This window comes from Vibrio sp. R15-SG3-ISO1B (assembly GCF_059833835.1).
Genome location: NZ_JCBDGG010000004.1, coordinates 1 through 12,475, shown reverse-complemented (window position 1 = coordinate 12,475; position 12,475 = coordinate 1). Strand labels below are relative to the sequence as shown.

The following is a 12,475-nucleotide window of genomic DNA, read 5'->3' as shown; positions in this document are numbered from 1 at the left end:
TGTTATCTATCGAGGTGTGGATTGAGCTAGCAGCTCAGCTGGCCGTCAAACACATGTGTGGCTGGGCCTGTCATGTAAAGCGGTTTACCTGGCCCCTTCCAGCGAATGTTGAGCTCGCCACCGGGCAGAGAGACTTTGACATTCTCGTCCAATAAGCCTTGGACGATACCGACGGCCACCGCGCCACATGCGCCACTGCCGCACGCCTGCGTTTCCCCAGCGCCACGCTCGTACACACGTAGGTTGATCGCTTGGCGGTTAACCACTTGCATAAAGCCAGCATTCACGCGTTCAGGAAAGCGCTCGTGCGACTCCAGCAGCGGGCCTAGATTATCCACATCTGCAGTTTGAACGTCATCGACAACCGTCACAACATGAGGGTTACCCATGCTCACCGCTCCACAAAATAGCGTTTTATCTGCAGCGCGTAAGATGTACGTTTTCTCGGTTTGCTTGGCTTTAAAAGGGATCTTGCTCGGCTCAAACTCTGGAACGCCCATGTTGACCGTCACTTGATCGTCCTCTTCAATATTGAGGACCATCTTACCTTTCTTGGTGCTGACACTGATGCTGTACTTGTTGGTCAAACCTTTCATGCGGACAAAACGCGCAAAGCAACGAGCGCCGTTACCGCACTGCTCAACCTCGCTGCCATCGGCATTGAAAATTCGGTAGTGAAAATCGGTTTCCGGATCGTACGGCGCTTCGACCACCAACAGTTGGTCAAAGCCCACGCCAGTATGTCGATCCGCCAAACGGCGGATCAGATCCGGTGAGAAAAAGATGTTTTGGGTAATACAGTCAACGACCATAAAGTCGTTGCCTAAACCGTGCATCTTGGAAAAGTGAAAATGCATAACCCTTTCATTACTCCGGAAGAATATTTTCTAGCGCCCACAAACTGGACAGCTCTTCACGCTGGCGAACCAAATGCAGCTTATCACCATCAACCATCACTTCCGCCACACGAGCGCGAGTGTTGTAGTTGGATGACATCACAAAGCCATATGCACCGGCAGAGCGCACCGCAAGCAGGTCGTTTTCTTTCAGTACCAAGGCGCGATCTTTACCTAAGAAATCACCGGTTTCACAGATAGGTCCGACCAAATCGTAGGTCACCGCTTCCCCTTCGCGAGGTTTCACTGGAACGATATTTTGCCACGCTTGGTATAGCGCAGGGCGCATCAAATCGTTCATCGCCGCATCGATAATGGCAAAGTTTTTGTGCTCCGTGTGCTTCAAAAACTCGACCTTGGTGAGCAAGACACCCGCGTTCGCGGCAATCGCACGACCTGGCTCAAAAATCAGCTCCAAATCTTGATGATTGTCCAAGCGACCTAGTAGCGCTTTGGCGTAGTCCGAAGGCTGCGGTGGTAACTCATCACGGTAGACGACCCCTAAACCACCACCGACATCGAGGTGCGCAATGTTGATGCCTTGCGCTTTTAAGTCATCGATCAATGCCAGTAGGCGATCGGTCGCGTCGATAAATGGGTCGATGTCTGTCAGCTGTGAGCCAATGTGACAATCGATGCCTTTGATCTCCAAGTTGCTCAAGCTTTGCGCAAACTTGTAGACATCCGGGGCGCGTTCAAATGCAATACCAAACTTGTTGTCACGCAGACCTGTTGAAATGTAAGGGTGGGTATTCGCATCCACATCCGGGTTAATGCGCAGTGAAATAGGCGCTTTCACCCCCATCTCTGCGGCGACTTGGTTCAAGCGCTCAAGTTCCGGCTCAGACTCAACGTTAAAACACTTAATGCCAAGCTCAAGTGCGCGTTTCATCTCTTGTGCCGTTTTGCCCACACCAGAAAAGACCACCTTGCTCGGATCGCCACCGGCAGCAATCACGCGCTCCAATTCTCCACCAGAAACGATATCAAAACCCGACCCTAGACGTGCCAACGTATTCAATACCCCAAGGTTGGAGTTCGCTTTCACGGCGTAACACACTAAATGAGGGTGCTCACCCACCGATTTGTCGAAGGCATTCCAATGGCGCTCTAACGTCGCTCGAGAGTAGACATAAAGTGGCGTACCAAACTGCTCAGCCACATCACTAAGCGGTACGTTTTCGGCCCAGAGCTGGCCATCGTCCTGATAATTGAAGTAATCCAAAGTACTTTCCCTTAAATAGTCGTTTTAATTGCGATGAACACCGTTAATGGCGATGGACGCGTGGCGATTAGGAGGATTGCTCGTTCGTTTGCGTCTCTTCTGGCATGTACAAACCGCCCGTCTGACCACATCCTGCCAGACCTAACACTGAAAGAAGAAACAGAGCAAGGATTGATTTTTTCATGGGTTCTATCGTGATTATTTGTTCAATGCCCCCTATAATCGCACCACAATCAAGAAAAGCAATAGGATAGATAGGATGAACGAGACTGAATTTCATCAGTTGGTGGATGTTCAAATGCAAATCATTGAAGAAATGATTGATGACTCAGGCGCGGACATCGACTACGAGGTCACAGGTAACGTGATGACACTGGAATTTGACGATCGCAGCCAGATCATCATTAACCGACAAGAGCCGATGAAAGAAATCTGGCTCGCATCGAAATCCGGTGGTTTCCATTTCTCCTTGGTCGAGCAGCAATGGATCTGTTCAAAAACAGGCAAAGAGTTGATCGCCATGGTCAAAGAAGAGTGTGAAAAGCACGCCAATGAAGAGATTGACTGGGCTTAACCCCATTCAGAATCAAAAAAAGAGCACGCGGTGCTCTTTTTTTATCTCTTTACTTTGCGGGTTCAAGCGTTCACAACTCGGCTTGGCTTGGAGTAGTTTGAGCCATCATTGCGATAAGGGACGATGTAAGAGTCGCCCTCTTCAGGATGCACGATTTGATAATACTGCGGCAAATTGAAGTTAATGAATTTAGACGCCAATTCGCTTTCGGTTTTGACGGATGAGTAGAAGCCATTGACGCTCGCGATCATCTCATCTTTTTCACCGCTAAATTGGTGATACACCTCAACTTGGTTTGACTCATCCAGCACATAGATGTTGAAGCCTTTGTCTGTGTCTTCAAAGAAGAACTGAATCAAACCTTCACTGGCAAAACCATCAATGACCTCTGGCATTTGATAATCTTGCTCTTTATCGAGCATCAACAAGGGCGAGCCTTTCAGTTTGTTGGTTGAAATGCTGCGATAGAAATCGACTGAGTTTTCCAGCATTTGCACCGACACCCCACGGCGTTCAAAGAACAAGCCATAGGTCTGTTGACCAATCTTAAGCGCTTTGAAACGACGACGTTTTTCTTGCTCAACCGGCTTCAAACGCAAATCAATGCATTCGGCCAATAACTGGTAGACCATGTTGCGCATCACACCGCGCAAGTTCTTGCTGTAGCAGAACACATCCACCGACTCCGGTGGCAACGCATCTTGGTGCATCTTACCAAGTACCGTTTTGAGCGCATCCAACATGGCGGTCTCCCCTTTGAAGTGCAAGGTACGCACTTCATGCCATGAGTTGCGATAGACCAAGTCCACGCTACCCACAAGACAGGTTTGGTCAGGGCCAAAGCTAAAGATGTCTGTGCTCTTTTGATCCAACTTCAGCGCACGGCCGCTCAGTTCTGAGGTCGGGTCACTTTCAAAGTTGATGAACATGGCCAACTGGCTGATCTCACACGGACTCGCCAACGCCTGCATCGTAGGGCGACGCTTGCGCAGTGAGAAGGTATTGCGTAGATCGCTGACCATTTGGTAGAACTTATCGATGTCCAACTCGGCATCACGAATCACAGAGTGCAAACGGGTGGATTCCGTGATCAAACCGTTAAAGAAGGACCAAGCCACCAATTTACTCAAGTATTCGTTGTGCTCAAGTGGCGCACGACCGATGATTTTCTCTGCCTCTAACGGCTGTTTATACAAGTACCATCCCGCTTTGTTCGTTCTGCCCGGACGTACCTCAATAAAGCTCAAATCAGGTTCATGCAGATCCGGAGAAATTTGCGGATTCAGCAGCGTCACCTTACCCGGCAACACCTCAAACGCAGCGTACAACTTGCGCGCCAAGATACTGATATCTTGTGGGCTAATCGCGGAGGTGATGTCGTTACGACGTGCAAATTGAATAAGGTTTCGGTAACTCTGCATCAAAGCATCTAACAAGGCGTGGTGTACCACTTTCACTTGCTCGACTTTCCAGTTGCGGCGATCATCCAATTCAGCGATCACGCTCGGTGACCAGTCCCATTTTTGGATCATGTCAGACAGCGCTTCACGGCGCCAAGCCACCGAACCTGCACCAGGCTGGCGAGAGAGTTTTTCATGGGTTTTGAGATAGAAACAACGACGCACCAAATCCAAGCGGGTGTGATCACCGATACGCTCTAAATAGCGCGTCACTTTCTCAAGCATCAAATAGTACGCGTCCATCCCATAGAGATCGGGCTTGTGCGCGAAGAAGCGGCGTTTGGTATCAAGGCTCAACAACTGGGTGTGCGGATACTCCCACGAGTACGCCTCAAGCAAAATCGCTTTCAATACCGATTTGTAGGGCGAATCGATGCTCTTATAGAGTTGCCATAGGTTTGAGCCAAAGTACTCTTCTGCCGGGATACGGTTCAATTTACCAAAATCAATCCACTCCGAGCAGTTAATCACATTCTGGCTACAGAGATGCGTCACGTACTCGTCGTAACACTCTTCCATTTCGGGTGGCACGATTTGCCACAGCAGCCTTTGGCCAGCTAAACGTACCGCACTGCGATAAAACTCATCGAGTAACAACAGGTGCTGCGATGACCCGCAGTTATCCCCGGTCATCTCTTCACACTTATTGCTGCGAAAACGGCTTTCGTCCATCAAGAAGAAGTTGGCTTCAACGCCACGGCTCAGCGCCCACTCGGTGATCAAGAGACATTTGTTGGTCAAGCTGTCTCGTTCGTCAGCACTCATCTTCGAGGACACGCACACCCAAATGTCTAAATCACTGGAGGTACTCTGGCCAATTGAAGAGGTGCTGCCCATAGTATACAGACCCAAAATCATTGGGTTGTCTGCGGTGGCGAGCGGTTGACCGATCGTGAGCTCGGTGTCAGACACAAACTGACTTTGAGGTTCACTCAATTCAAAATTGCGAATACCGTAGGGGACTTTGGATGCGTAGTAGCCGGGAATTAAAGGATGGTTGTAGTGCAGAAGAGTAGGAATCAGATGGAAAACATGCTGGGCCTGCGCATCCATAAGAGCTAACGCACGTTCAATGCGTTGCTGATTGAGATCATCAAGTCTATGGATTAGCGATTGGGTGTAAGCCAGCAAGGGATGTTCCTTGGTTAATTATCTACAGCGTGCTGTGTTTAATAATTATTCTAAAGCACTATCAAAACGTGATCAATTTAACACTTTTCTTTGGGCTGGTAAAGAATTGTACGATCGATTCAACACTATTTTGTGTCTCTTGACTGACGAGTCGTTCTCTTTTTATTACGCGCTACAGTGTGGTCCGGATACGTGATGAGTAACAATAGCGCAGCTCATAAACGAGATTGCAATCACACTTTTTTGATGATTTTTTGCTACGGATTGAGGATTGCCGCTTAGGACTCATATTGCATTGAGCATTTTTATCTCAGAGTGATACGATGGAGCCATCATTTGGTTTATCTGTTTCTATCATGACTCAAACGACTCCGATCCGTATTGCAACGCGCAAAAGCCCCCTTGCTCTTTGGCAAGCTCATTATGTGAAAGACGCCCTTCAAGCCGCTCACCCTGGTCTAGAAGTCGATCTGGTGACTATGGTCACGAAAGGCGACATTATTTTAGACACACCGCTCGCCAAAGTCGGCGGAAAAGGGCTGTTTGTGAAAGAACTAGAGGTGGCGATGCTTGAAGGTCGCGCGGACCTCGCCGTGCACTCAATGAAAGACGTGCCGGTGGAGTTCCCCCAAGGCTTAGGTCTCGTCACCATCTGTGAGCGCGAAGATCCACGCGATGCCTTTGTTTCGAATCAGTACAGCAACATCGACGATTTACCACAAGGCGCAGTCGTCGGCACATGCAGTTTGCGTCGTCAGTGTCAGATAAAAGAGTATCGTCCCGATTTGGTGATCAAAGAGCTACGCGGCAACGTCGGCACCCGACTCTCTAAGCTCGATGCAGGTGAGTACGATGCGATCATTTTGGCCGCGGCTGGCTTAAAACGACTCAAGCTTGAAGAGCGCATTCAAAGTTACATCGAGCCAGAGCAATCCCTACCCGCGGTTGGACAAGGTGCCGTCGGCATCGAATGTCGCCTTGATGACGAGCGTTTAATCGCGTTACTTGAGCCTCTCAATCACCCAGACACGGTCGACCGCGTGTTGTGTGAACGCGCCATGAACCTCACCCTTGAGGGAGGCTGCCAAGTTCCTATCGGCAGTTATGCACTGCTGAATGGCGATCAAATCTGGCTTAGAGCCTTAGTCGGTGAACCGGATGGATCCACCATCGTTCGTGGTGAGATCAGCGGTCCTCGAAGCGAAGCGGAGCAACTGGGAGTCACACTGGCCAATCAACTGCTCGATAATGGCGCCAAAACCATTTTAACTAAGCTATACGCAGAACAAGAGTAATGCCATGGCAGTATTGGTGACACGGCCAGGTCAGCAAGGCCAATCGCTCTGCCATCAATTGCAACACCTCGGTGTCGCGAGTGAGCATCAACCGCTCATCTCGCTTCACCCGGGGAGACAACTTAGCGATATCGCGCATGCGTTACATCGCGCCGACCTCATTATTGCCGTGAGCCAACATGCGGTGCACTTTACCGATCAAACCCTTCGCCAACATCAGCAACACTGGCCACATTCAGCGCGATACATTGCCGTTGGTCAAAAAACTGCACAGATCTTAAGCACAAAAACGCAACAAAACGTAGACTATCCTCAAGTGGGCGATAGCGAGCATCTACTTGCGCTTGAACCCCTTCATGACGTCACCAATAGGCGTATTGTCATCCTACGCGGAAACGGTGGCCGAGATTTGATTTTCGATACCTTACAGGCACGAGGGGCCTTAGTGGAGTATCGAGAAGTCTATCGTCGTGAAAACATTGCTTTGTGCTCAGATTTGCTCGTCCCACTCTGGCAAAATAAGCACATTGATCAGCTAGTCGTTACTAGCTCGGGTCAGCTTGAACACCTTGTCTCGCAAATCGGCAAGCGCTATCAAGCCTGGCTATTTGGATTAACGCTATACGTTCCTAGTGAGCGTATAGCTCTAGACGCACACCAATGGGGCTTTGTCGATGTCATCACGACCCCTAGTGCCTCTAATTCGGACTTACTGGCCGCTCTCCAGCCAAAACAACAGGACAAAACATAATGACAAGTAAAAAAAACAATGGACATGTTGAACCCGAAGAAAACAAAACCGCGCCAAACCAAGCAGCGATGACCGAGGAAAACAGCGCGGTGGACACTGAATCTCAAGATGTGACTTCACCTGAAACCGCATCAAAGCCAAGCCCGGACGACACAGCGCCAGTCGATAGCAAGCCTCAAAGTGAAGAGCTTGAAGAAAAACAAGGCAAACGCGGCGTGAAGCTAGCTACGATCGCCATCGTTATCGCGGTGCTGATTGGGGGCGGACTCACCTTTTACATCCAAGAGAAGAATCAGCAGCAGCAAGCGCAAATCGCTGCGCTGCAATCAGAGCTCAATCAAGCCAAACAGGCCATGCAGGCTCAGTTGGATCAGAACCAACAGCAAATCTTATCGAAGGCCACTGAGCTTAGCCATCGCGCAGATACCGTTCTAGAGCAGCAGCAAAAAAGCATCGAGAGCTTACAGCTCGCCATGGCAGACGTAAAAGGCCGTCGCCCCAATGATTGGTTACTGGCTGAGGCTGACTACCTCGTCAAGCTCGCTGGACGAAAACTGTTTTTAGAACACGACGCGGTCAGCGCCACTAAACTGATGGAAAGTGCAGACCAGCGCATCGCAGCACTGAATGACCCAAGTCTTGTACCTCTGCGCAAATCCATGGCGAATGACATCACCAAACTCAAAGGGGTCCCCCTTGTGGATCGAGAAGGCTTGGTGCTACGACTTACCGCTCTTCAACAACAAGTCGATAGCTTACCGCTCGCCAATGCCATTCTTCCAGAGGCGCAAGCGGTGGAAGCTCGTCAAGTCTCGCAAGACGTGGCAGATTGGAAAGACAACCTGATGACCTCGTTACAAGAGTTCTCAGAGAACTTTATTACGTTCCGAACTCGTGATGGCAATGTCATCCCACTGCTCTCTCCCGAGCAACATTTCTATCTCAAAGAAAACATTAAAGCGAAGCTAGAAACCGCCATCAAAGCAGTATATGTCGAGCAACAAAAGATCTACACCACAGCGCTTGCCACCGCAGGTGACTGGTCTCAAGCGTTCTTCAACCAAGATGCCAACAATGTTCGTGAGTTCAATCAAGCCCTAGGCATGCTAGGCCAACAAACCATCCAAGTCGATTACCCGGTAAAACTCGACACACAAGAAGTGCTGTCTGACGTTATTCGAGATCGCCTACGCCGCGAAGTCACCACATTGATTACGGAGGATAAATAATGTTTAGACTGATTTTCCTCTTTGTCATCTTAGGTGCGGGGCTGTTTGTCGGCACTCAATACTCGGGGCAACAAGGTTATGTCCTAGTCTCTATCGCTAACACCACGATTGAGATGAGCGTCACCACCTTAGTGATTTTCTTAAGTGCGACGTTGGCCGCCCTCTTTGCTCTTGAGTACCTCGTTAAGAAAATGCTCTATGCCAGTTCTGCCACTTGGAATTACTTTAGCGTACGTAAAATGCGCCACTCTCGCAGATTGACGAATGAAGGCTTAATTAAACTGATTGAGGGCGACTTTAAAACCGCAGAAAAAAAGGTCACGCGCTGGGCAAACTATCATGATATGCCTGTCGTTTGTTACCTGATTGCCTCAGAAGCGGCGATTGGTCTCGGAGACAACAAAAAGGCCGATCACTACCTTGAACTCGCAGGTAAACAACCTGGTTCTACCTTAGCGGTGGAGCTGACACGTGCCAAGCAGCAGGTGAGAGAGGCCAACTACGCTGGCGCACTGGAAACCTTACATCTTCTCAAGGGCCAGCATCCCAACAACGTGGTGATCGTTAACCTACTTAAGCAAGTCTATGTAGAACTGAAACAGTGGCAGCCACTGATTGATCTGACGCCCCAGCTAGGCAAACTTGGCTTGATTAGCGAACAAGATCAACAAACCTTGATCCAAAGAGCGCAATGCGGCTTATTGGCTGATGTCGCCGAAAACAAAGGCAGTGAAGGCCTAATTGGTCACTGGAACAGCCTACCGAGAAAGCTCAAGCAAGACGCCCATCTAGTAGAGTGTTTTGTGAAACAGTTGATTGCGCGCAACGCCGATCACGAAGCCTTCACCGTCATTAAAGAAACATTGAAAAAGCACCCGAACTCCACACTGATCACCTTGCTACCAGAGATGAAATTGTCCGACACCCACCCAAGCAAACTACTGCTAGAGGAAATGGTGCGTAAAGACGCCAATAACGCCGAAGCACACAGCGCTTTAGCACAATTGCAAATGAGAAACGAACAGTGGCAAGAAGCGCAGCAACATCTTGAAAAAGCCTTATCTATCCGCTCTAACGTTTCCGACTACGCACACTTGGCAGATGTACTGGAGAAACAAAACCTCAACAAGGCAGCGCAGGAAGTATCGAAAAAGGCGCTGAGTATTATCCAGTCCTAGTTTCTACCGTGAATAAAGCGGGTCATTAGCCCAATACCAAAACTGGCCAACACGGCCAGTTTTTTTGTCCTTAAGAATGCGTTTAAAGCATGGTTACTGAATAGTGACAAGGGACTATTGGCCACAAGGTAAACGCGATACTGAAAGCCTATCGTAGACCAAAAGCTTGCCCTTTATTCACGCTAGTATCCGACACGAATTGAGCAACGACATCAAGTTTGATGGAGAAGGTGCACACGATGACAAAAGCACGAGCAGCGGGTGCTAGATAATCCGTGGACGTTGCCGCACTATTCGTCGCATTAAATCGACACACTACCTAGAACGCAAAGACCCTGAAGTGCGAGACATTATTCTTTAATCTCGCCTTGCTCTCTCTTCGAAGCCAGCCAACGTGCTGGCTTTTTCTTATCTGCAGAAAAGCCTCGAGCAGACAGACACCCTGCCCTCGAAAAAGTGCACAGCACTTTCGGGAGCGTTAAACGTAAAAAAGCCCAGTCTTTCGACTGGGCTTTCTAATAAGTGGCGGAGTGGACGGGACTCGAACCCGCGACCCCCGGCGTGACAGGCCGGTATTCTAACCAACTGAACTACCACTCCGCAGTGGTCTATTTAAAGTCTTATCTCAATCGTGCTTTAAACAGATAATGTTCAAAGCCTGGCGATGTCCTACTCTCACATGGGGAAACCCCACACTACCATCGGCGCTAATTCGTTTCACTTCTGAGTTCGGCATGGAATCAGGTGGGTCCAAATCGCTATGGTCGCCAAGCAAATTCTTTAATTCGGAAAGCTGTTTACGTTCTTACACATTCAATGTTCTTTCATTGAGTCCATCAAAACCCTTTGGGTGTTGTATGGTTAAGCCTCACGGGCAATTAGTACAGGTTAGCTCAACGCCTCACAGCGCTTACACACCCTGCCTATCAACGTTCTAGTCTCGAACAACCCTTAAGGGCACTTAAAGTGCCAGGGAAGACTCATCTCAGGGCTCGCTTCCCGCTTAGATGCTTTCAGCGGTTATCGATTCCGAACTTAGCTACCGGGCAATGCGATTGGCATCACAACCCGAACACCAGAGGTTCGTCCACTCCGGTCCTCTCGTACTAGGAGCAGCCCCCTTCAATCTTCCAACGCCCACGGCAGATAGGGACCGAACTGTCTCACGACGTTCTAAACCCAGCTCGCGTACCACTTTAAATGGCGAACAGCCATACCCTTGGGACCGACTTCAGCCCCAGGATGTGATGAGCCGACATCGAGGTGCCAAACACCGCCGTCGATATGAACTCTTGGGCGGTATCAGCCTGTTATCCCCGGAGTACCTTTTATCCGTTGAGCGATGGCCCTTCCATTCAGAACCACCGGATCACTATGACCTGCTTTCGCACCTGCTCGAATTGTCATTCTCGCAGTCAAGCGGGCTTATGCCATTGCACTAACCTCACGATGTCCAACCGTGATTAGCCCACCTTCGTGCTCCTCCGTTACTCTTTGGGAGGAGACCGCCCCAGTCAAACTACCCACCAGGCACTGTCCTCACCCCGGATAACGGGGCTAAGTTAGAACATCAAACATACAAGGGTGGTATTTCAAGGTCGGCTCCACAGATACTGGCGTACCTGCTTCAAAGCCTCCCACCTATCCTACACATGTAGGCTCAATGTTCAGTGCCAAGCTGTAGTAAAGGTTCACGGGGTCTTTCCGTCTAGCCGCGGGTACACTGCATCTTCACAGCGATTTCAATTTCACTGAGTCTCGGGTGGAGACAGCGTGGCCATCATTACGCCATTCGTGCAGGTCGGAACTTACCCGACAAGGAATTTCGCTACCTTAGGACCGTTATAGTTACGGCCGCCGTTTACCGGGGCTTCGATCAAGAGCTTCGACCGAAGTCTAACCCCATCAATTAACCTTCCGGCACCGGGCAGGCGTCACACCGTATACGTCATCTTACGATTTTGCACAGTGCTGTGTTTTTAATAAACAGTTGCAGCCACCTGGTATCTGCGACTCTCAATAGCTCCATCCGCGAGGGACTTCACCGTCAAGAGCGTACCTTCTCCCGAAGTTACGGTACCATTTTGCCTAGTTCCTTCACCCGAGTTCTCTCAAGCGCCTTGGTATTCTCTACCCGACCACCTGTGTCGGTTTGGGGTACGATTCCAACTTATCTGAAGCTTAGAGGCTTTTCCTGGAAGCATGGCATCAATGACTTCACGCCCTTGGGCGCTCGACGTCGTGTCTCAGCCTTAAAGAGAGCCGGATTTACCTAACTCTCAAGCCTACGCACTTGAACCTGGACAACCGTCGCCAGGCCCACCTAGCCTTCTCCGTCCCCCCATCGCAATAAGTTGAAGTACGGGAATATTAACCCGTTTCCCATCGACTACGCCTTTCGGCCTCGCCTTAGGGGTCGACTTACCCTGCCCCGATTAACGTTGGACAGGAACCCTTGGTCTTCCGGCGAGGAGGTTTTTCACCCCCTTTATCGTTACTCATGTCAGCATTCGCACTTCTGATACCTCCAGCATGCTTTACAACACACCTTCAACGGCTTACAGAACGCTCCCCTACCCAATACCTAAAAGGTATTGCCGCAGCTTCGGTTTATTACTTAGCCCCGTTACATCTTCCGCGCAGGCCGACTCGACTAGTGAGCTATTACGCTTTCTTTAAATGATGGCTGCTTCTAAGCCAACATCCTAGCTGTCTAAGCCTTCCCACATCGTTTCC

Annotated in this window: 9 protein-coding genes, 1 tRNA gene and 2 rRNA genes; 5 read left to right on the top strand and 7 right to left on the bottom strand. The window is 49.8% G+C overall.

Annotation, left to right across the window (positions count from 1 at the left end):
* Positions 1 to 26: 26 nt before the first annotated feature.
* The 3 genes from dapF to lptM form a co-directional block, all read right to left on the bottom strand.
* Positions 27 to 857, bottom strand: a complete 831-nt coding sequence (gene dapF, locus AC6R0S_RS00955) for a diaminopimelate epimerase (protein ID WP_334555615.1) — start codon at positions 855 to 857, stop codon at positions 27 to 29.
* Positions 858 to 867: 10 nt separating this feature from the next.
* Positions 868 to 2,121: a diaminopimelate decarboxylase gene (gene lysA / locus AC6R0S_RS00950; RefSeq protein ID WP_500632137.1), complete on the bottom strand. Its 1,254-nt coding sequence runs from the start codon at positions 2,119 to 2,121 to the stop codon at positions 868 to 870.
* A 67-nt stretch (positions 2,122 to 2,188) separates the two neighbouring features.
* On the bottom strand, positions 2,189 to 2,305 hold the full coding sequence (gene lptM, locus AC6R0S_RS00945; protein ID WP_420378243.1) for an LPS translocon maturation chaperone LptM: 117 nt from the start codon (positions 2,303 to 2,305) through the stop codon (positions 2,189 to 2,191).
* A gap of 75 nt (positions 2,306 to 2,380) precedes the next feature.
* Here lptM and cyaY point away from each other — a divergent pair, with 75 nt between their 5' ends.
* Positions 2,381 to 2,695, top strand: coding sequence for an iron donor protein CyaY (cyaY, locus tag AC6R0S_RS00940; RefSeq protein WP_500633494.1), 315 nt, complete (start codon positions 2,381 to 2,383; stop codon positions 2,693 to 2,695).
* A gap of 62 nt (positions 2,696 to 2,757) precedes the next feature.
* On the opposite strand, the gene AC6R0S_RS00935 is transcribed toward cyaY, so the two are convergent.
* Complete coding sequence (locus tag AC6R0S_RS00935) at positions 2,758 to 5,286, bottom strand: class I adenylate cyclase (protein ID WP_500637035.1); 2,529 nt, start codon at positions 5,284 to 5,286, stop codon at positions 2,758 to 2,760.
* 356 nt (positions 5,287 to 5,642) lie between these two features.
* Between AC6R0S_RS00935 and hemC the strand changes: the two genes are divergently transcribed.
* From hemC to AC6R0S_RS00915, 4 genes are read left to right on the top strand one after another with little or no spacing between them, the layout of a single operon-like run.
* Positions 5,643 to 6,581, top strand: a complete 939-nt coding sequence (hemC, locus tag AC6R0S_RS00930) for a hydroxymethylbilane synthase (RefSeq protein ID WP_500637034.1) — start codon at positions 5,643 to 5,645, stop codon at positions 6,579 to 6,581.
* A gap of 4 nt (positions 6,582 to 6,585) precedes the next feature.
* Positions 6,586 to 7,332 (top strand): uroporphyrinogen-III synthase, encoded by a 747-nt coding sequence (locus AC6R0S_RS00925; RefSeq protein WP_500627796.1) that lies wholly within the window; start codon positions 6,586 to 6,588, stop codon positions 7,330 to 7,332.
* A complete protein-coding gene (locus tag AC6R0S_RS00920) occupies positions 7,332 to 8,561 on the top strand; it encodes a uroporphyrinogen-III C-methyltransferase (protein ID WP_500637033.1) in 1,230 nt (409 codons plus the stop codon). The genes AC6R0S_RS00925 and AC6R0S_RS00920 overlap by 1 nt, the downstream gene beginning before the upstream one ends.
* Entirely contained in the window at positions 8,561 to 9,739 is a 1,179-nt protein-coding gene (locus AC6R0S_RS00915) for a heme biosynthesis protein HemY (RefSeq protein WP_500637032.1), read from the top strand. Before AC6R0S_RS00920 ends, AC6R0S_RS00915 begins: the two co-directional genes overlap by 1 nt.
* Positions 9,740 to 10,262: 523 nt before the next feature.
* Here AC6R0S_RS00915 and AC6R0S_RS00910 read toward each other — a convergent pair.
* The 3 genes from AC6R0S_RS00910 to AC6R0S_RS00900 all read right to left on the bottom strand — a co-directional run.
* Positions 10,263 to 10,339 (bottom strand) — tRNA-Asp (locus AC6R0S_RS00910).
* Positions 10,340 to 10,395: 56 nt separating this feature from the next.
* Positions 10,396 to 10,511, bottom strand: a 5S ribosomal RNA gene (gene rrf, locus AC6R0S_RS00905).
* A gap of 85 nt (positions 10,512 to 10,596) precedes the next feature.
* Positions 10,597 to 12,475, bottom strand: a 23S ribosomal RNA gene (locus tag AC6R0S_RS00900); the annotation flags it as partial.

Coding starts and splice junctions, on each gene's coding strand:
- dapF (WP_334555615.1), bottom strand. CDS start 857: ATGCATTTTCACTTTTCCAAGATGCACGGTTTAGGCAACGACTTTATG.
- lptM (WP_420378243.1), bottom strand. CDS start 2,305: ATGAAAAAATCAATCCTTGCTCTGTTTCTTCTTTCAGTGTTAGGTCTG.
- cyaY (WP_500633494.1), top strand. CDS start 2,381: ATGAACGAGACTGAATTTCATCAGTTGGTGGATGTTCAAATGCAAATC.
- hemC (WP_500637034.1), top strand. CDS start 5,643: ATGACTCAAACGACTCCGATCCGTATTGCAACGCGCAAAAGCCCCCTT.
- AC6R0S_RS00925 (WP_500627796.1), top strand. CDS start 6,586: ATGGCAGTATTGGTGACACGGCCAGGTCAGCAAGGCCAATCGCTCTGC.
- AC6R0S_RS00920 (WP_500637033.1), top strand. CDS start 7,332: ATGACAAGTAAAAAAAACAATGGACATGTTGAACCCGAAGAAAACAAA.
- AC6R0S_RS00915 (WP_500637032.1), top strand. CDS start 8,561: ATGTTTAGACTGATTTTCCTCTTTGTCATCTTAGGTGCGGGGCTGTTT.